General features: G+C 52.9%; 13 protein-coding genes. 3 read left to right on the plus strand and 10 right to left on the minus strand.

The window, feature by feature from the left end:
* Window positions 1–16 precede the first annotated feature (16 nt).
* From AB1757_02400 to AB1757_02445, 10 genes are all read right to left on the minus strand, one after another.
* Window positions 17–2,155, minus strand: a complete 2,139-nt coding sequence (locus tag AB1757_02400; protein ID MEW6125889.1) for an alpha/beta fold hydrolase — start codon at window positions 2,153–2,155, stop codon at window positions 17–19.
* A 201-nt stretch (window positions 2,156–2,356) separates the two neighbouring features.
* A complete protein-coding gene (locus AB1757_02405) occupies window positions 2,357–3,958 on the minus strand; it encodes a DolP-mannose mannosyltransferase (protein ID MEW6125890.1) in 1,602 nt (533 codons plus the stop codon).
* 69 nt (window positions 3,959–4,027) lie between these two features.
* Window positions 4,028–6,433 (minus strand): O-antigen ligase family protein, encoded by a 2,406-nt coding sequence (locus tag AB1757_02410; GenBank protein ID MEW6125891.1) that lies wholly within the window; start codon window positions 6,431–6,433, stop codon window positions 4,028–4,030.
* A gap of 368 nt (window positions 6,434–6,801) precedes the next feature.
* A complete protein-coding gene (locus tag AB1757_02415; GenBank protein MEW6125892.1) occupies window positions 6,802–7,914 on the minus strand; it encodes a hypothetical protein in 1,113 nt (370 codons plus the stop codon).
* A gap of 63 nt (window positions 7,915–7,977) precedes the next feature.
* Window positions 7,978–8,592, minus strand: a complete 615-nt coding sequence (locus tag AB1757_02420; protein MEW6125893.1) for a hypothetical protein — start codon at window positions 8,590–8,592, stop codon at window positions 7,978–7,980.
* 156 nt (window positions 8,593–8,748) lie between these two features.
* Window positions 8,749–10,434: a hypothetical protein gene (locus AB1757_02425; protein ID MEW6125894.1), complete on the minus strand. Its 1,686-nt coding sequence runs from the start codon at window positions 10,432–10,434 to the stop codon at window positions 8,749–8,751.
* 61 nt (window positions 10,435–10,495) lie between these two features.
* Window positions 10,496–10,846 (minus strand): response regulator transcription factor, encoded by a 351-nt coding sequence (locus tag AB1757_02430; protein MEW6125895.1) that lies wholly within the window; start codon window positions 10,844–10,846, stop codon window positions 10,496–10,498.
* Between the two features lie 255 nt (window positions 10,847–11,101).
* A complete protein-coding gene (locus tag AB1757_02435; GenBank protein MEW6125896.1) occupies window positions 11,102–11,758 on the minus strand; it encodes a response regulator transcription factor in 657 nt (218 codons plus the stop codon).
* Entirely contained in the window at window positions 11,745–14,714 is a 2,970-nt protein-coding gene (locus AB1757_02440) for a two-component regulator propeller domain-containing protein (protein ID MEW6125897.1), read from the minus strand. Before AB1757_02440 ends, AB1757_02435 begins: the two co-directional genes overlap by 14 nt.
* A 107-nt stretch (window positions 14,715–14,821) precedes the next feature.
* Window positions 14,822–15,985 carry an acyl-CoA dehydrogenase family protein gene (locus tag AB1757_02445; GenBank protein ID MEW6125898.1) on the minus strand — a complete coding sequence of 388 codons (1,164 nt, stop codon included), beginning with the start codon at window positions 15,983–15,985 and terminating at the stop codon, window positions 14,822–14,824.
* Window positions 15,986–16,148: 163 nt separating this feature from the next.
* Here AB1757_02445 and AB1757_02450 point away from each other — a divergent pair, with 163 nt between their 5' ends.
* The 3 genes from AB1757_02450 to AB1757_02460 all read left to right on the plus strand — a co-directional run bounded on the left by AB1757_02450 (window position 16,149) and on the right by AB1757_02460 (window position 19,833).
* Window positions 16,149–16,967: an AraC family transcriptional regulator gene (locus tag AB1757_02450; protein MEW6125899.1), complete on the plus strand. Its 819-nt coding sequence runs from the start codon at window positions 16,149–16,151 to the stop codon at window positions 16,965–16,967.
* Between the two features lie 121 nt (window positions 16,968–17,088).
* Window positions 17,089–18,264, plus strand: a complete 1,176-nt coding sequence (locus AB1757_02455) for a serine hydrolase domain-containing protein (GenBank protein ID MEW6125900.1) — start codon at window positions 17,089–17,091, stop codon at window positions 18,262–18,264.
* An 87-nt stretch (window positions 18,265–18,351) separates the two neighbouring features.
* Window positions 18,352–19,833 carry an alpha/beta hydrolase gene (locus tag AB1757_02460; GenBank protein MEW6125901.1) on the plus strand — a complete coding sequence of 494 codons (1,482 nt, stop codon included), beginning with the start codon at window positions 18,352–18,354 and terminating at the stop codon, window positions 19,831–19,833.
* Window positions 19,834–19,844 lie beyond the last annotated feature (11 nt).

Here is a 19,844-nt window from a genome sequence, read left to right on the forward strand (position 1 = left end):
TTGACATTCAGTTTTATCACTTCAACTTCCGGTCAAAAAAGTCTGCCGAGGCGTGATAGACCCGCAGCCAGTTTTCGTGGCGCAGGAAATCATGCACATCGTCGGGGAAAACGATTTGCTCGAATTCGATATTGCGTTCGCGCAGGCGGCGCGCCAACTCCACCGTTTGTGAAAAAGCCACATTGCGGTCATCATCGCCGTGAATCAACAGCACCGGCGATTTCCATTTATCGACAGATGAAATCGGCGACGACTCTTTGCCGATTCTCAAGGCTTCGGCATTCCCCGTTGCCCAGGGCGACCGACCGACGCGCGCTGTCCAATCATGCACGCCGTGAATGTCTACGCCTGCCGCGAAAATATCGGAATTGCGCGCCAGCCCCATCGCCGTTAAAAATCCGCCATACGAGCCGCCCCAAAGCCCTATGCGTCGCGCATCCACATCCGGGCGCGATTGCAGATATTTTGCCGCCGCCACCACATCCTGATACTCGGTAGCGCCGCGCTGCCCGCGACCCTTAGCCTCACGAAACCGGCGACCATAGCCGATTCCAGCCCGGTAGTTCACCGAAATCACCGTGTAGCCGCGACTCGCCAAATACTGATTCATCGCATAGGAATTGTGATAGTAATAACCGTAATGCCAACCGAGCAGCATCTGTCGCATGGGTCCGCCATGCATGAAGACGACGCCCGGCGTTTTGCCCGTCGCGCCTTTCGCTTTGAACAACTGACAATGTACATCGACGCCATCGGCGGCTTTGACGATGACCGGTTCGGAAATCACCAATGCCGCCGACGGAAAATCTTTCGGCAAGGCATCGGGCGCAACCGGCTGCATATTCGCGCCGTCAAGGTTTGCGATATTAGGCAAAAACGGGTCGCGCGCCGTCGAACGTAAACAGGCGATGCGCCGCCCGCCGTCAACCATCGCCGGATACATCTCTATGCTTTCGCCTCTGGTGATGGCTTGCGGTTTACCATCGCTGGTACTCACGCGCCACAAATGACGACGGTCAATGTCACCGGCATTCGCCGCAACTACCATAAACGCGCGGTCGGGTGAGAACGCCACATTTTCAACTTCATAATCGCCGGGCGTGAGTTTTACCGCTTCGCCGCCTTGCGAAGAGATGGAATAAAGATGCGCCCAGCCGTCCATCTCCGAAGCAAAGACAAGGCGGTCATTTGCTGCCCATTGAAATTGATTGTTGCCCATCGGCAAGCGCGAAAATGAATCAAGCTCGGTCGTGCCCGATTGCCAAATCTCCCGTCCTTTGCCGCTCGCTAAGTCAACCACGCGAATCGACCAGGGCACGAGCCGTTCACTGTCTTTTGAAAAGGTGTCGATGACATTAAAGAGTCGAATATAGGCAATGCGTTTGCCATCCGTAGACCAGCGCGGTTCGATGTCGCGGTCTACACTGGGTTCTAAAAATCGTATGCGCTCGGCACGCGGGTCAAAGATGGCGATGAAACTATGGTCGCCGCGCGAAGAGACAAACGCGAGTTGCGTGCCGTCTGGCGACCACTGAGGTGAAGAAACTTGCCCGCGAATCTCAAACATCTTTTTCGGCTCGTCTTTGTTGGTGATGGTATCGAGAATTTTTCTGGCGGGGTTTGTGGCAATCGGCGCTGACCACAGGTGGTTTTCATAAGCGAAAATCACCCGGTCGCTTTTCGGGGAAAACATCGGCGCGGAGCCAGCTCCGTAACGCGCCACCTGTCCGTTGCGGGTGTTGACGGTATAGACCTCCTGGGTTGCGCCGCGCGGGTCGCTGGTGGGATTGGGTATATCGCCTTCACTGTTCGGGTCGCCGCCGCGCACATAAGCGATGGTGTTGCCATCGGGTGAAAAAACCGGTTCGGTGATTTCCTGTCCGTCGTCTTCGGTATAGCGTGTCAGTTGTCTGCCTTTGAAAGCGGGCGCTTCGGCAATCCAGATGTTACGTTTGCCCTCAGCGTCAAACACCCAGGCGATTTTGTTGCCGTCGGGCGAGGCAATCAAATCGGAAGGGAAGGGCGAACTCATCACCTGTTCAAGCGTGAAACCATTTGCAGTTGATGCTTGCGTTTGCCGGTTGAATGATGAGGTGATGAGCGCAAGCAGCGCGAGCCATAAAAAGACCAATTGCAGACGACGAAGCCGGTTCATAAATCCTCCGAATCAATTTTGAAATTAACCACTGTGGAATGGGCTTGGTTATATGCTTTGCAGGAATGACTGTCAAGCGAGGCGAATGCAGATGCAAGCGTTAGGTGGCAAGGCGCTCGGAATGTCAGAGACTTTCCGCACAGCAAAGCGGCACAGCCGCAAACCGACGACCAAATACTGCGCGTCACTAAATTCCTCAAGCTAATCGGGTCGTTGTTTTCTGATGAAATAGGTATAGACCGCATTGGTGCGTGGTTCATAATCAACCGCTGTCCAGATGACCAGCCGATCCAGATCGGGAGTGCTCCGTAACCGGTCATAGACGACAATTTTCGGACGTTCGGCTTTCAGGCGTTCAAACCAACCTTGAAACCCCCCGGCTTCGATCTGGTCGAGGTAGCGGTCTTTGCCTCTATCAAGCAGAAAATATTTGCTGGCGTTGGTTAAACCGGAAAGCGCGAGCACATCCGTGCGTCCGTATACAAAAATTTTATCGCCCGGTTGCAATTGCGAAACGATGTCGGCAACTGCCGCATCCTGGTCTTGCAGGATTGGTGAAGTTACTTTGTAAACAAGCGCCTGACTCAGGCTTTGAACTAAACAAAAAGCGATGACCGCAAAGCTTGCCCAATTCACCAGACGCCGACGCATCGTGACCAGGCGGTCATTCAAAAGACCGGTGAAAAGCCCTTCAATTGCGTAAACCATAGTCAGCGCCGCAAGGATAGCCACAAACGGCAACAGCGGAATGAGGTCTGGGACGCTTTGAATATTAATCATGCAAAATGCGAAATAGACCAGTGGCACAATCAACAACGCATGAATTTTCGCGGCATCAAGCCAGTAGCCGCGCCCGCCTTGAAGGCTGCGTCGCACTTCGCGCCCGATGAAAAAGAGCAATCCCGCGGCGGCGAGGTAAAAGAAGAGGTTGACGATTTTGAAATATTGATTCAACAGTTTGCCAAAGTGCTTGAAAAAATTTCCCGTGGCGCGTATCTCCTCCGCCGCATAGATGGTCGCATTGAAATGAATATTCCACAGGTAAAAATCTTTGAGTGCTCCCGCCAATAAAAAGTAAACCAGCAGGATGGCTAAAGGCAGCATGGCGCCGCCGATTACTTTCAGAATTTTCCTATCGCGCCAGTTGGTTAAATACCCTGAAAATGCCAGCCCTGCCGCGCCGACAAATAAAAGTCCCGGTTGCCAGCACAACGCCGATAACATGCCCCAGACGCCTGCGGCAAACGGACGGTCTTTTTTCATCGCCCACAAACTAATCAACCCGAACAACACCATAGGGGTTTTCGGTTGAATCCCACCCACATTGAGGGTTGCCAACGGCGTGAAACCGAGCAGGATGCTTGCGGCAAGCCAGGCGACTTTGCGGTTGCGGAAAAAATCAAGCGCCACCAGAAAAGCGAAGGCGACGGTAAGCGCCGCAAGCAGCATAAACACCAGACGAATCGCCAGAATGTCGCGCAGTCCGAACAGCTTGCCGAGTAGAATTGCCGCCGCGCCGATGTATGCCGACAGCGGGCTTTTGATATTGACCACATCTTTGTAAGGGACGCCGCCGCGCGCAATCACTTGAGCGAAATAATCCCAGTTGGCGCGGTCGCCGCCGCTCGATTGTTGCCAGAATTGAAACTGCAAATAGAACACGAAGGCTATCGCAAAGATTATCCAAAACCACAGCCGTCGCTTCGTATCGTCAAGATTTTCCTCAGTCGCAAAACTTGTGCTTGAGGTTTGCGTTGCGCCGCCGGTGTCGGGCGTGGCTTCTTCGACTTGTGTAACTGTCATTTTTTTCATTGCCGGATTCTGGTGTGTGGGGTTGTTGGACAACCGATGGTTTACTACGAAAACACCGCTTCATTGTGGTGTCGCTTTTTTCTGTTTCAAAATTTCGATACGCGCTTTTGCCTGTTCAATGGCGCCGGGTTCAGGCGATTGCCCGATAAATAGTTGCCATTCGGCAATCGCCTCCGACAGGTTCGCCATTTTTTCATAAACCACGGCGAGTTCGCGATGACAGTCAGCACAATTGCCGCCCGCTCGGGCAATCGCGGTTAAAAGCTTGAGTCGCGCTTTGCGCAATTTGCCTTTTTGCGAAAGCGCGCGGGCAATGTCAATCAATTCATCGGCGCTGCGTTTCGCTTTCGGATTAAGCATTCGCAGATCAGCCATGATTTTAAACGAAGCCGCTTGCGGGTCGCTTTCCCCACGCGCCCGCGCCAGAACTGACGCCACTTCCGGTGACGTGTGATACAACTCCAGGGCGATCTCTGCTTCCTGCTGCGCCTGCGCTTTTTCGCCGCGAGCTAAATAGGCTTCCGCCATCAACCAGCGGGTTTGAAAATTGTTCGGGTCCCATTTGACCGCTTCGCTTGCCGCTGAGTACAACCTGTCTGGGTCGCCCGCCGTCAATGCCAGCAGCGCCAGCAGTGAATAATTCAAATCCGGGGTGTTGGTATGCCTGAGCGATTTTTCCGTGTGGAGAATCGCTTGATTGAGCGCCTCTTTTCTCACCGCTTCAAGATTGCCGCCGGTTGGCTGGGCGCTTGCCAACTGTCTCGCGTAACTATCAAGGGTACGGGCATAGAGAAAATCGTAAGCGCCCGTAGGCATAGGGCTACTGGTTACCCGTTCGCCCTGTTTGGTCAGCGTTTGAAAGTTGCCGGAAACCGCAGGCGCAAACAATCCTTTGAAAGCGACCTCCGCATCAATCAAACCCGCGCTGTACCAGAGCGCCGCGATAAACAGCAGGCTTGCCACGCCGGTCATTGTATAAGCCGCCAGACCGCGAACTCCAAACGCATTCATCTTTTCAACCGGCGGGTTTTTATCTTTTACCGGCTCGGCTTGATGCGCCGGGGCTGCGGCTTGGCGGTCACGCGCAGGTCGCCTGGTGAAATTTTCAATAACCACAGCGAGCGCAATGAAGGTGAAAAAATATAAGCCCGTAGAAATTTGATTGAAGATAAAAATATTATGCGTCAACACGCTGGCGAAAGCCGCCAGCAACCCTGTAGTAATGGTTCGCCACCTGGGCGAATTGCTTTGCCGTCGCGCCCGCGCAAAATATATCAACGTCGAGATGATGAGCGTTAGATACAAAATAAAACCGGCGATGCCATACGCCACAGCGTTTTCGATATAGGCATTATGAGGGTTTTCATTATTTTGTTTGGGCGACAGTTGCGCCAGTTCTTTCGATTTGTATGCCAGAAAGGCTTTGCGAAAGCCTTCGCTGCCGCAGCCGATGAGCGCATGGGCAGGAATCATTTTTATTGAATCGCGCCACAACAGTAGTCGCCCGCTTGACGAAAAGCCTTCTTGCCGCAAAGCCTGCACCCGTTCGGCGACGCTGCGCGCCGCGGGACTGAACACCACGACAACGGCAACTACGATGAGGCTTGCCGAAACGCCCGCAAGGGTTCGCAGCAAAAGTTTGCGGTCAACGAAAATTTTGGTTTGGATAATCTCTTGAAATTCCAGAAAGAGAAAGATCGCTGTGCCCATCAGTAAACCAACCCACGCGCCTCTGGTGCCGCTGGCAATAATCGCCACCAGTGAAAGCATCGCGCCCGCAAGCGCCAGCCATCGCGCTTTGCCGTTTGTGGCAATACCAAACGCAACAGCGAGCGGCAGCGTGTAGAGCAGAAAGTTCCCCAGGTAATTGGAATGCCCCAGCGTCGCGCACACCCGCGTGACTTCACCCATTGCCGACGCAAAGGTGTAAACGCTTGTCGGCACGAATGGCTCCAAGCCGAAAAACTGCAGGGTTGCATAGAGAGCAACCAGACTGCCGCTGCTCATCATTGTCCATAGACAGACAAGCAGGCGTTTTTCACTTTCATTGATGGCGATCATCACCCCGACAGCGACAACCAAAAAACCGAGTTGGGTGAGCACACCGAGAAAATTGCTGCTGGTGCCAAACCACGCCACCAGCGGCGCAACCCCTAAGGTCGAGGACACCATCATCACCAGGAAATAGAGCGCCAGCAATTTCATTTGCCTTGATTTCAGCAACGGTAAATAGCTGTGAATGGGGTGAGCAGTGGAGGTTTGCGGAAGGGCGAGGCATAAGAGAATTGCCGCTGCGCCGACGATTAAGAGAACGAATTTGGGTAAAGCATAAATCGCTTGAATAGCGGTGCTGAAGGCGAGGGGAATTAAAAATAACAGCGCCATAACTGTCCAAAAGATGGCTTTGTGCAAAGGATTGTCGTAAGAAATTTTCTTCGCATTACCCCGCCTGGATTTTTCTTTCATGCGCCCTCGCCTTGATTTAAAAATTTCGATTTATGCAATGAAGAGAGAACCACGCTAACCTGACTAAACCAACGTCAACCACCGATTGAATATTGGATTGGCTGGTTATATGCGTTGCGCGAGGTGGTGTCAAGTGAGGCGCGCGCAAGTTTAATCGTTTCAGATGGAGGGAAGATGATTTATCGCTTTGAGTCAGGAGTTATGATCAACTCCTGACTCAAAGCGATGTCCGCCAATCGCAGGGCATGGTGCGCCGTAAACATTTTATCGCCGGTCTGGGCGAGTCAGCCGACCGATGCCATCGCCGTGCTGAGCCATCTCGCAAGGCGCGCCGGCAGTCAATTTTGCGCTGCCAACCTGACGGCGTATTACTGCTGTTCGGGTTTTTCCCGGAGGGCTTTCAAGCGGCGCATCGATTCAGGGTCTTTCGCCCAGTCGATGCTTTTTTCTTCCGGTTGTCCGAAAGCTTCAGGATGAAGAAAGTGCCCGCGTTCGCTTTCTGCCTTATCCGCTTCAACAGGACTGCGATATTTATTGGCATAAGCATCGCGCCGAATGCCGGTGACTTGCCAGGAAACTTTCATGCCCGGCGTGCCGCCCGCGATTTTGAAGCGGTTGTTGGTCACCTCTTCAGCGATATAGAGCGGCGCAAAACCGCCGATGCCGGTCAGTTGATAACGAAAGTCTTTGTTGAGCGCCTCAAACCATTCGGGCAAGGTCACAATGGCTTCGCCGTTGGTATCAAGCGCCGCCACACCATCATAAATATTTTTCATATCGGGCGATTCCACAGAGGTGTGGTAGAGGTATTTGTTTTCGGGGTCGAGCGGATGATCAATTTTGAAATTCTTCTGGGCGGCGCTGATGGATGTCGTCACTAATACCCCGCCGATGAATTGACCTGCGAGTCCGCCGCTGGCGTTATTGACGCCGCGAATCGCAGGCGCGTTGATGGTATTGGTGGTGCCAACCACGCCGATGCCGGTGCTGCTGGTGCCCTGAACACCCGTACCATTCGTTGTAGAACTACCCTTAACACCAGTGCCGCTGGCAGTAACCTTACCTTCGATGGCATCGCCCGCGCCGGTTGCGGATATGACGGTGCCGAAATCACTGTTGGTTATCGAAAAAAGTGTGGCGAGGGTGTTGGCGCTGGCGGTAAACGGCAAAGTTACCGTACCGGCAGGTCCCGCTGGACCCGTGTCGCCTTTATCGCCTTTGTCGCCTTTCGTGCCTTGCGCCCCCGTCAACCCAATTGGTCCCTGTAGTCCGGTATCGCCTTTATCTCCCTTGTCGCCTTTCAGCCCTTGAATGCCCTGTGCGCCGGTATCGCCTTTCTGAGCCAACAGCGCCCAGTCCGCGCCTTCAATCGGCGGGATATTGAGGTTTGCTTGTCTGGCAATCCATGCCGAGCCGTTGAATGAAACCGCATCATCCGTAAGGTAATTGGTCGCCGCATTCCACGCGCCGCGCCAGTTCAAGCCTTTATCGCCTTTGAGTCCTTGTGCGCCGGTGTCCCCTTTGTCGCCCTTGTCGCCTTTTGGTCATTGCACCCCCGGATCGCCTTTATCGCCTTTATCGCCCTTGACGCCTTGCACCCCTGGGTCGCCTTTATCGCCTTTGTCGCCTTTGGGTCCGGTGGCGAAATCAACAAAAGAGATGGCGCTGATGGCTGGATTCATATCACTATAACGCCCGCCGCCTTTTGCCGCCGGTCCTTGGGCGACGATTCTTCCTGACCCTATGGTCGCCGGCGCTGTGAGCCTGAGTTTGATGGCAAAACTTTCGCCTGCTCGAAACGGCTTGGTCGCTCCTTGATAGGTGATGGTCAACTGATTGGTTGCCGTCAACACCACGGCGAAGTCACCGGCACTCAGGGATGTCGAATTGACCAGTGCCGGACTGTCAATCGTAAGGTCGCTTCCCGAAGCCTGACCAAAGGTAAACGTAAAGCTATCGCCGTTGATAATGCTTGCCGTCGAAAGCGGATTGCCATTAGTAACCGTGATGCAGAAGGACGATGGTTGTCCGATGGGAAACAGGGGCGGCGCAATGCTCACCACAGGCAAAATGGTCGTCGAAGTTTGTGCCATTACGAGGCACGAAAGCCCAAGGGTGATACTGAGAAGAAAGGCAAGGATTCGTCGGTTTCTTTTCATAAACTCTCCTGAATAAAATTCCGTGAGATAGCGTTGAACTATTCAAAAAGGCTTGCTGGCTCAAGATTTTTTCGGGAACCTGTGCGCTGGTAAAGCTCTCGCCGGGCAAACTCATCGGCGCAGGCTTGCAGCGTAGAAAGCCTGCACCGGCGCGCATCAATGGCGGGTGAGGGTGTTGCCGAACATATTTGCCGCCCACACATTCACGCCATCAAAGACCAGCGCCGTCGGCCCGTCGCCCGTCGCAAAGGTGCCGAGATTAGCGCCATCGCTGGCGCGCAATTTGGTCAGGTTATCGCTGCCAAGATTGCTAACCCAGATGCTGACGCCATCAAAAACCACAGCAGATGGGCCATTGATGGCATTAAAACTTCCGAGATTGACGCCGTCGCTGGCGCGGAATTTGATCACCTTGTTACCAATATAATTCGCCACCCAGAGGTTCGCGCCGTCGAAAGCCAGCGCCACAGGCGCGCTGACAATTCCGGTGCTGAAACTGCCGAGGTTTGTACCATCGCTTGCTCTTAACTTGGTCACAGTGCGAGCTGTGCTGTTGGCAACCCAGATGTTTGCCCCATCAAAAGCCAGCGCTTCCGGCTGTCCGCCTAAACTGAAAGCGCCGAGATTGACGCCATCGCTGGCTCGCAGTTTCGTGACCGAGCCGGAGGCGTTTGCCACCCAGATGTTTGCCCCGTCAAAAGCCAGCCCTGTCGGACTGCTCCCGGCATTGTAAGTGCCGAGTTTCGCGCCGTCGCTCGCCCGCAATTTGGTTACCGTATTCGTCCAGTAATTCGCTACCCAGATATTGATGCCATCGAATGCCAAGGTATCCGGAGAGGTGTTGGAGGCGGGTTGACCGATGTCTGTAAAGGTATTCAAAAGCGCGCCGTCGCTGGCTCTGAACTTCATTACATTGTTGCTGCCAAAGTTCGCCACCCAGAGGTTCGCGCCGTCAAAGACCAGCGATTGCGGTTGGTTTCCTGTTATGAACGAGGAGCCGAGTTGATTGGCTTCGTACCAGCGCAGCATCGCGATTTGCAAAGGATTTAAGGACGCACCGGGTGCGCCGTTTGTGCCCGGCGCACCCGGTGCGCCTTGGTCGCCTTTATCGCCTTGGTCTCCCTTGTCGCCTTTGTCACCTTTAAATCCCTGTAGCCCCATATCGCCCTTATCGCCCTTGTCGCCTTTATCACCCTTATCGCCTTTATCACCCTTGTCCCCTTTATCGCCTTTGACGCCTTGTGCGCCGGTGTCGCCCTTATCGCCTTTATCGCCTTGGTCGCCCTTGTCGCCTTTATCGCCTTTATCGCCTTTGGGTCCGGTGGCGAAGTCAACAAAAGAGATTTGCGTATACGCCGGAACCATATCGTTGAAAGCCGGTTTGAGATTGCTGCCTTCAACCGTGATGCGACCGTTGCCGATTTGGCTCGGCGTAAAGAACGAAACCTTTACGCCGAAACTGTCGCCGGGTTTGAACAGTTTACCGGCTCCCACATAGGTAATCGTCAGTTGATTATTCTCGTGGTTAATCGTCAATCCGAAATCGCCCGGTGTGAAGGTTGTCGAGTTGACCAGTACAGGGCTTTCAATTTGTAGATTGCTGACAAAATCAAAAGTAATTTTGAACGACTGTCCGCTTTGCAGGCTTTTAGCGGAAGCCGGATTGCCGTTGGTGATGCTGATTATCGCATAACCGGTTTCATTAATCGGAAAGGTCGCGGGCAGCACCGTAACCACAGGCGTGATGTTGGTATTGGTTTGCGCCGTTATGGCAAGCGGCGACCAGACAATCATGCAGGTGAGCAGCAGAGCGAGACTCGTGTTCTTCAATTGGGGATTCATAAGCGTTCTCCTTAGAGATAATTGAAGTGCCGTTTTGCTGAGGGTTGGGGGCAAGACCTCTTCAGGAAGCCGCAAGGATGTCGCGGATTTCCAGGAGATTCTCTTTCAGCACATAGCGGCTGGCTCCGGCGAGGCGGGCGGCTTCGCGCAACTCCGCATCGTCGTAATTGGTGACCATAATGATTCGCGCTTCAGGAAAGGCAGCTTTGATTTCGCGCGTCGCTTGAATGCCGCCGACTGCCGCCATCTTGATGTCCATCAATACCCAATCGGGCTGATGTTGACGATAGGCAGCAAGCGCGCGCGCGCCGTCCTCGCACTCGCGAATCTCTGCAAGGTCTTTGACGATGCTGCGAATCACCCGGCGCATATTGGCATTGTCTTCCACGATCAGCAGCATCATATTTGCCATCCTGTCTCAACTTTGACAGCTGGCAGTATCGGTGATCGGCGGGCAAAAATGAATAGAGGGCGTTACACGATTTTGCTGTGAGAAGACACACTTTTTTCTGTGTGATTTCTCACGGGTGGTTAGCAGTAGGCAGTAGATAGTAGGCAGTTTGAAGGACAGAGGAATCAGCGAGCAGGCAGATTTATAGTTGAGAAACTGAAAAGCAAGTAATAGCTATTGTAAGTCTGTACCACTGCCTACTGCCTACTATCTCATCTAAATTTTCGATCTGTTTTCAACCGCGAATTTGAGCAGCGCGTTGCTGCCGTGAAGATTGAGTTTCTGGCAGATGTTGGAGCGGTGATTATCCACCGTGCGGTAATGTATGTGGAGTTCTGCGGCAATCTCTTTGCTGCTCTGGTAATCGGCAATCAGTTTGAGAATTCTTCTCTCGGTAGGCGTCAGGCTGTTCAATCCCGGATGCTGCTCGACCAATTGCGCGGCATGCTGGCTGCGATTTAAGAGAAACCCGGAAAGCTGCGGGCTGATGTAAGGACGACCGGCGGCAACCGACCGTATGCTTGCGGTGATGTCGCTCGCGGCGCTCTCTTTCAAAACGTAACCCTTCGCGCCCAAATCCATCGCCGTGTTAAACATGGTTTCATCGTTGAACATGGTCAGAAAAATCACTGCGACCGCAAGTTTTTCTTTTTTGATGGCGCGCAGAAAATCAAAGCCCCCACTGCCCGGCATATGGACATCAACAACGGCGACATCCGGCTTTTCCTGGCGCACAAATGCCAGTGCCGCGTCGCCGTCCGTGGCTTCGCCGATAACCAGCAAATCGCTTTCGGCTTCGATTACCTGCCGCAACCCTTTGCGAAAGACCGGGTGGTCGTCGGCAATCAATATGCGAATGTTAGCTTTCGTCATGGCTTTTCTCTACGCTTAATCGAACTTCGATGGTCGTCCCTTGACCCACCATTGAATGCACCGCGAATCTGCCGCCAAGCATACGGGCGCGCTCCTGCATTCCCGTCAACCCAAACCCTTTGCCGCTGAGCGCAGACTCTATGCCTTTGCCGTCATCGCGAATCTCCAACAACACATTGTCAATATCGCGGCGGATAATGACAAAGGCGCGAGTGGCTTCGGAATGGCGCGCGATGTTGTTGATGGCTTCCTGCACGATGCGATAGATGCCGATTTCCGCTTCTTTGGAAAAGAGATGATCAATCGGGTCGATCTCGCTTTCAAAAGCTATTGTCGAAGCCGCCGCCATGCGCTTGACCATCGCTTTCAAGGCTTCCGTGAGTCCCACTTCATCCAACAGATGCGGGCGGAGATTATAAGCAATTTCGCGGACTTCGCCTATCGCCTGCGTTGCTGCCGTGGCAATCTCTTCAAACTCTTCGCGTCCGCTTTCTTTTTTCTGCGCGGCATTCAATCCAAGCATCGCCCAGTTTTTAATCACCAGAAGATTTTGCCCCAGTGAATCATGCAACTCTGCGGCAATGCGTTTGCGCTCCTGCTCCTGCGAAGCGATGAGTTGCCGCGAAAAAGCTTCCTGCGCGGCGTGCGCCCGCTTGAGCGTCAGGACGCGCCAGCGATAAATGAAAAACGTGAGCGCCGCAAGCACCGCAAGCATCAACAAAGTGAATCGCCAGGTGCGCCAGAACGGCGGCAAGACCGTGATGTGCAGACGCACAGCTTCTTCGCTCCACACGCCATCGCTGTTTGCCGCCATCACCGCGAAGCTATAACTGCCGGGCGGCAGATACGGATAATACGCCGCGCGCCGGTTTCCGGCTTCCACCCAGTCGCGGTCAAGCCCTTCCATCTTGTAACGAAAATGCATGAACTCAGGCTTGATAAAACTGAGTCCGGTGTAATGAATCTCCAGATTCTCTTTGCCCGGCGCGATATTCACATCCCCGTTGAAACTTGCGCTCTCGCGGTCAACTCTCACCGCTTCAATCATCACCGAAGGCGGCAACGGGTTGAGCGAAAGATGGGCAACATCAATCACCGCAGCCCCGCCCTGCGTCGCTATCCACAATCTGCCTTGCCGGTCGCGTATGCCTGATGGTTGCCGCCCGCCGTTGCATTCGGTATTGAGCAGACCGTCCTCTTTGCCATAGGAAACACAGGTGAGCGCGTGAATTTTTCCATCGGCGAAATCGTTGAGTTGGGCGCGACCGACACGATAGATGCCGCGATTCGAGCCAATCCAGAAATTGCCGCGCTCGTCATCCAGTATCTGGAATGCGCCGTTGCTAAACAGTCCATCGGCGGTGGTGTAGCGCGTCAAGCGCCCGTCTTTGAAACGATTCAAGCCGCCATCATAAGTGCCAATCCACATCACCCCTTCGCGGTCTTCGTAAATCGTTCGCACGCGATTGCTCGATAATCCATCGGCTTCCGTTAGCGAGATAAATTTGCCATCCTGCAAGCGACTTAAACCGCCATAAGTGGCAAACCACAACTGCCCGTTGCGGTCTTCGTGAATCCATTTCACATCATCGCTCGGTAGACCGTCTTTCGTCGTGTAGTGGGTGAAACTTTGGTTCGCATAACGCAGCAACCCTTTGTCGGAGCCGAACCACAGCGCGCCCTGTCTGTCCTGATGAATTGCCCAGACGCTGTAGTTATGCGGCGGCAGCGGCAAGCGATTGGTAAGGCTGGTGAAGCGCCCATTCTGCATAAAACTCAGACCGGCAACCGCGCCTATCCACAAACGCCCCTCGCGGTCTTCATACAACGATGTGACGTTGTAATTCTGAAGTCCGTTTTTGTCGGTATAAACGGTGAACTTGCCTTCATAAAAACGATTGAGACCCAATCCGCCAAGCCATATCGCGCCTGCGCGGTCTTCGTAAATCGGATAGACGCTGTCGGCATTCAAACCGTCTTTGGTTGAGTAAACCGAAATCATCCGGCGGCTCAAGCGATTGATGCCGCGATTGCCTGTGCCAATCCACAGCGTCCCTTCGCGGTCCTGGTAAAGCGACAAGATGACATTGTCGGAAAGCCCGTCGGCGGTGGTGTAAACCTTGAATTGACCATCGCGATAACGCCACAACCCCGCGCCCGCCGTGCCAATCCACAGCGTCCCTTCACGGTCTTCGAGCAGAGTTCTGAGGTTTGCTTTAGGCAATGAGGAAGGTATCGGCAACGTGGTAAACTGTCCGGCTGCAAACTGCGTCAACTGTCCGGTCGTTGTGCCCAGCCATAAACGACCGTCGCGGCTTTCGATTATCGAAGACACATCTTTGAAATCACCCGTAACAGATACCGTCTTGCCATCTTTGAGTTGATGCAACTTGGATGAATCGCAAAACCACAGCGCGCCGGAAGGCGCAGCATAGATGGGGTTGACCGGTGAGACCTGCGCAGACAGCGAATCGGCAACAAAGCGTTCGCCATTCCAACGGCTCAGTCCTTCGACAGTGCGCACCAGCAAGTGCTGATTGGCATCAAGCCAGAGCGCGCGCGCCAGGTCTGAACTCAAGCCCTCGCGGGTTGTGTAGGTGGTGAACCATCCGTCTTTGTAGCGCGTCACGCCACTGTCTTCGGTAGCCAGCCACAACGCGCCCTCGCGGTCTTCGAGTAAACCGACGAAGCGATTGCTGAGGATGCCGGGCGTGTTGCCCTTATCGAAAATCGTAAAACGCACCCCGTCGTAACGCACCACGCCGTCAAGCGTGGTAAACCATAAATACCCGTCTGTAGTTTGCGCGATGGCGTTGACGGAATTTTGCGGCAAGCCGGAATCGGTCGTCCACGAATCAAAGCGATATTGCCCCAAGGTCAGGCTTGAGAACAGCGTCAGCACACCGCACACCAATGCGAGGCGTAGAATGCGCTGTAACCGAAAATAAGCCCTCATCGCTTTCTATCAGGGGTCTTCAACCTGGCGTCTCTTTGTCAGAGAAGGACGCAGACTTACCAAAGGGGCGTGAAATGCAATTTACAAAGGAGCACGATATTCGACTTTCAATCGTGCAATGAATATTTCTTCAACAGATTGCGGGCAATGATCAGCCGCTGCAATTCATTGGTGCCGCCACCGATAATTAAAAGCGGCGCGTCGCGGTAGTAACGTTCAACCGGAAAATCTTTCGCATAACCGTTGCCGCCTAAAATGCGCATGGCTTCAAGAGAACATTCCTGCGCGGTTTCTGTGGCAAAGAGTTTTGCCATTCCGGCTTCAAGGTCGCACCGTTCGCCTTTGTCCTTTTTTTCTGCCGCCGAATAAATCAACAGTCTCGAGGCTTCAATCCGGGTTGCCATGTCCGCGAGTTTGATTTGAATGGTTTGATGTTCGCAAATCGCTTTACCGAAAGTGCGCCGCTGTTGGGCATATTTAATCGCCTCTTCAAAGGCGGCGCGCGCCACGCCAAGCCCGCGCGCCGCGACATTCAACCGTTCGGCTTCAAGTCCGGTCATTACCTGCTTAAATCCTTGACCCTCCTTGCCGCCGATTAAATTTGCTTGCGGCACGCGAAAATCTTCAAAGAGCAATTCGCAGGTCTCCAGACTTTTATAGCCGAGTTTATCGATGTCGCGACTCACCGTAAGTCCGGCTTCACCTTTTTCACCGATAAAGGCGCTCATTCCTGCATAAGCCGGTTCAACGTCCTTATCGGTTTTCGCAAGAATCAACAGGAGTTCGGCGCGTCGCCCGTTGGTAATCCACATCTTCGAGCCGTTGATGAAATAATCATTGCCGCGTCGTTCGGCGGTGGTCTTGATGGCTTGTAAATCGGTTCCGGCGTGCGGCTCCGATAGACAAATCGCGCCGCGTTTATCGCCGCGCGCCATCACCGGCAAATATTTTTGTTTCTGCTCCTCGGTGCCAAATCGCGCAATTACATCAGCCATCACCGTATGGGTGCCAAGTATCCCTGCAAGTCCCATCCACACGCGGGAGATTTCTTCAAAAATCATGGCAAATACGGTGTAACTCAAATCCAAGCCGCCATAAGCTTCGGGAATGTTTGCGCCAAAGAGTCCGAGTTGTTTCATGCCTTCGACGATTGCCTCCGGGTACTGGTTGCGATGTTCCATTTCGGTGGCAACCGGCGCGACTTCGTTCTCTAAAAATTTTTTAACCGTGGCGATGATGAGTTGTTCTTCTTCGTTCAACAGATAAGCCATTTTGATTCTCTCCTTGAACGGGCGCAATCATAGCATGGCTTTGAAGTTTGAAAGAAGTGTAACAACTTCTCTTGAAAATATGCGTCATTGATTCCCATAATGAGTGGGAACTTTTTTGCACCCGGCCTACCTGGATTACCCGTTTATATCAATGGAGCACACAATGAATCATCGTTTACCCGCAGGTGAATTTTTCGGTCAGCAATCGCCAGCTTTCGAGGTGATGGGTTTTCGCCTGACGGAAAGCCGTTATTCATCAGGGTTGAAATTGCCTCAGCATTCGCACGAACTGGCAAAGTTCTGCTTTGTGATTTCCGGCAATTACCTTGAAACCATCGGTCGGTATACACACACGCGCCGCCCCTTGACGCTTACCTTTCACCCGCCCGATACCACGCACGCCGAAGCCCATAACACCAACGGTCATCATTTCCTCGTGGAAATTGACCGGCGCTGGCTTGATTACGCGCGTGAATACAGCGCGATGCTTGACTCGCCGGTCGAAGCAACAAATGCTCCCCCGGTGCGCATTGCCACGCAACTTTATAATGAATTTCACCACCTCGATAAAGTTTCACCGCTCGCGGTTCAAGGCTTGATGCTTGAACTGCTGGCGGAAACCTCGCGGCGTTTATCGAATGAGACAACTTGCAAACCGCCACGCTGGTTGACGCAAGTCAAGGAAGAACTGCACGAACGCTTTCAGGAGAATTTATCGCTTGATGAACTGGCTGGGTCTGCGGGGGTTCACGCGGTTCATCTGGCGCGCAGCTTTCGGAAATTTCATCACTGCACCATAGGCGATTATGTGCGCGAACTGCGTATTGAATATGCTTCACGACAACTTTCATACACCGATAAGCCGCTTGCAGAGATTGCCGCACTGGCGGGGTTTGCCGACCAGAGCCATTTTTCGCGCCTGTTTAAACGCCAAACCGGGATGTTGCCGAAAGCCTATCGCAATACCTTCCGCCTCGGTTAATCGCCTTCCAAAAAGGTTAATCACCTTCAAGACAGCAAAGAGCACACATGTTATGGTTGAGCCGAATGCCTGAATTCAGGCATCTCTTTTTCTGAAAGGATTCATTTGCATGAAACGATTCATGAGTTGCTCGAACAGATTGGTTGCGCGGGCGCAATGTCTGGCAGTGGTCTTCGTTCTGATGTCAGGTATCCCGACAAACGGCGACGCGCAAACCTCGACATCACTTCCTCCCGACACCATAAAAAAGCTTGAAACGATTGTTGAAAGCGAAAAGGCAAAGCTTGGCATTCCCGGTCTTGCCATCGCGATTGCCGTCGATAACCGCATTCAATACGCCGGAAGTTTCGGTTTGGCAGATATTGAAAATCAGGTTCCGGTGAAAAACACCACGGCTTTTCGCACCGCATCTATCGCCAAAACGTTTACGGCGACGGCGGTGATGCAACTCGTCGAACAGGGCAAAATCGACCTTGACGCGCCGATTCAAAAATATTGCCCGGCGTTTCCCGAAAAAAATCAGCCCATCACCGCGCGCCTTTTGCTTACCCATCAAAGCGGCATCCGTCATTACAAAAATCGTTTGGAATCGGCAAGCACGACCCATTATTCGTCCATCACTGAATCATTGAATGCTTTCAAAGATGAGCCATTGTTATTTGAACCGGGCGCGAAGTACAGCTATACGACTTATGGCTATAGCGTTCTCGGCTGTGCGATTGAAGGCGCATCGGGAATGAAATACGAAGACTATATGAACAGGTTTGTGTTTCAACCCGCCGGTATGCAGCACACGCGGGTTGACAATCATTTTGTCATCATTGCAGACCGCGCGCGGGGTTATATCAAAGCGCAACCTTCAACGATTCCCCTGTTGCCGGATGACATCAAGACGCAGGCGAAAGCCGGGATGATTTTGAATGCCAATCTGCTCGACACCAGCGTCAAGATTGCCGGCGGCGGACAGCTTTCAACCGCAATGGATTTAGCGAAATTCGCTATCGCTGTAAACACCGACAAATTGATGAAACGCGCCACCCGTGAACAGATGTGGAAGGCATACCGCGCCAAAGACGAAAAACCGACCGGCTATGGTTTCGGCTGGAGTATTGCGGAAACGGGCAATCTGCGTCTGGTGCTGAATAACGGCAATCAAGCCGGAGCCAAATGCGAACTCTGGCTCTTTCCCGATAAAGGCGTGGTCATTGCAGTCATGACCAATCTTTCGGATTCCAATTTGAGGGATATGCTCAAAAACATTCAAGATCTATTGCTCGGTTTTGCAACTCAGCAATAAAGGCGAGATGGCGCATTTGAGCTATCGAAGTTCGGGTATCGATTATCGCTTGCATAAAGCTGAGCGTGAATAACAACTTGAGGTGAAATGATGAGGGTGTATGCAATCGGGGTGCGAATCGGTTTTGCTTTGCTGGTGGTCGCCAGTCTCGGCGTTTACGCGAACGCGCAGAAAGCCGGGGATGTAAAACTTGAACCTTATGTTTTTGAATCCGCGAGCCAACAGAAAGTTGATGCGGAACTTGGCAGGTTATACGTCCCGGAAAATCGCCGCAATCCTCAAAGTCGTTTGATTGAACTCGCTTTTGTGCGCTTCAAAAGCACCAACGCCAATCCCGGTTCGCCGATTGTGTACCTGGCAGGCGGACCCGGTGGCTCAGGCATCGGTGCGGCGCGTGGCACAAGGTTTCCGTTGTTTATGGCGCTGCGCGAAATTGCCGATGTCATCGCGCTTGACCAGCGCGGCGTCGGCATGTCCAAGCCAAACCTGGGTTGTCGCGAAACCGTTGATTTATCGCTTGAACAGACGACAAATCGCGAGGGTTTGTTAAGCGTTTTTAGAAAGGCTTCAAGAGAATGCGCCGAACGGTTGCGCAAAACGGGCGTTGATCTGGCAGGTTATAACACTCTGGAGAGCGCCGATGATCTCGAAGATTTGCGTAAAGCTTTAGGCGCAAAAAAAATCAGTTTGTGGGCAATCAGTTACGGCACACATCTTTCGCTTGCCACGATTAAACGCCACGAAAAGCGCCTTGACCGGGTGATGCTGGCGGGCACAGAGGCGCTCAATCAAACGATTAAATTGCCGGGCAACATTCAAAAACATCTCGAACACATTGACCGCCTGGTTAAAGCGGATACGAGTTTAAGTAAAGAGATTCCCGATTTTCTTGGTTTGATGAAAGAGGTCTTGGCGCACGTTGAACGCGAACCGGTAACGGTTGAAGTCACCGACCCGCGCACCGGGCAAAAAACTAAAGTGACGATTAATAAATTCGTTTTACAGATTCTGACGACCAACTCATTTGGCGGCGAAGAACATTTATTGCCGCAACGGTTCTATGCGATGTCGAAAGGCGATTATTCACTGGCAGCGCAAGGCTGGTGGCGATTTATCAGGAGCTTATCGAGCATCGGTTCGGCGATGAGTTATATGATGGATTGTTATTCGGGCGTCTCACCGCAACGCCGCCAGCAAATCAAACGCGAAGCGAAAAAGGCTTTGCTTGAAGAGGTGATTGATTTGCCGCACCCTTATGTTTGCGATGCCTGGGGCAGTCCCGATTTGGGCGAAAGGTTTCGCCAAAATCCGCAAGCGAAAATTCCTGTTCTGTTTATCAGCGGCACGTTTGACGCGCGAACGCCTGTCGGCAATGCCGAAGAAGCGCGTCGCGGTTTTCCCAACAGTCAGCATTTGATTATCGAAGGCGCAGTGCATAGTGACCCGCTGTTTTTATCGTCGCCACAAATTAAAGAGGTGATGCTGGAATTTATGAAAGGGCAAAAACTTTCGACCACGCGCATCCAGCTTGCGCCACTCAAATTCGCGCCGCTTGAAGTAAAAAAATGAACGCCGTTGTA

The organism is Acidobacteriota bacterium (assembly GCA_040754075.1).
Classification (GTDB): Bacteria; Acidobacteriota; Blastocatellia; order UBA7656; family UBA7656; genus JBFMDH01.

Excerpts from the sequence above, each read along its gene's own strand:
- AB1757_02400 (MEW6125889.1), bottom strand. The coding sequence starts at position 2,155 with ATGAACCGGCTTCGTCGTCTGCAATTGGTCTTTTTATGGCTCGCGCTG.
- AB1757_02460 (MEW6125901.1), top strand. The coding sequence starts at position 18,352 with ATGATGAGGGTGTATGCAATCGGGGTGCGAATCGGTTTTGCTTTGCTG.
- AB1757_02450 (MEW6125899.1), top strand. The coding sequence starts at position 16,149 with ATGAATCATCGTTTACCCGCAGGTGAATTTTTCGGTCAGCAATCGCCA.
- AB1757_02435 (MEW6125896.1), bottom strand. The coding sequence starts at position 11,758 with ATGACGAAAGCTAACATTCGCATATTGATTGCCGACGACCACCCGGTC.
- AB1757_02440 (MEW6125897.1), bottom strand. The coding sequence starts at position 14,714 with ATGAGGGCTTATTTTCGGTTACAGCGCATTCTACGCCTCGCATTGGTG.
- AB1757_02425 (MEW6125894.1), bottom strand. The coding sequence starts at position 10,434 with ATGAATCCCCAATTGAAGAACACGAGTCTCGCTCTGCTGCTCACCTGC.
- AB1757_02410 (MEW6125891.1), bottom strand. The coding sequence starts at position 6,433 with ATGAAAGAAAAATCCAGGCGGGGTAATGCGAAGAAAATTTCTTACGAC.
- AB1757_02430 (MEW6125895.1), bottom strand. The coding sequence starts at position 10,846 with ATGGCAAATATGATGCTGCTGATCGTGGAAGACAATGCCAATATGCGC.
- AB1757_02445 (MEW6125898.1), bottom strand. The coding sequence starts at position 15,985 with ATGGCTTATCTGTTGAACGAAGAAGAACAACTCATCATCGCCACGGTT.
- AB1757_02455 (MEW6125900.1), top strand. The coding sequence starts at position 17,089 with ATGAGTTGCTCGAACAGATTGGTTGCGCGGGCGCAATGTCTGGCAGTG.
- AB1757_02420 (MEW6125893.1), bottom strand. The coding sequence starts at position 8,592 with ATGAAAAGAAACCGACGAATCCTTGCCTTTCTTCTCAGTATCACCCTT.
- AB1757_02405 (MEW6125890.1), bottom strand. The coding sequence starts at position 3,958 with ATGACAGTTACACAAGTCGAAGAAGCCACGCCCGACACCGGCGGCGCA.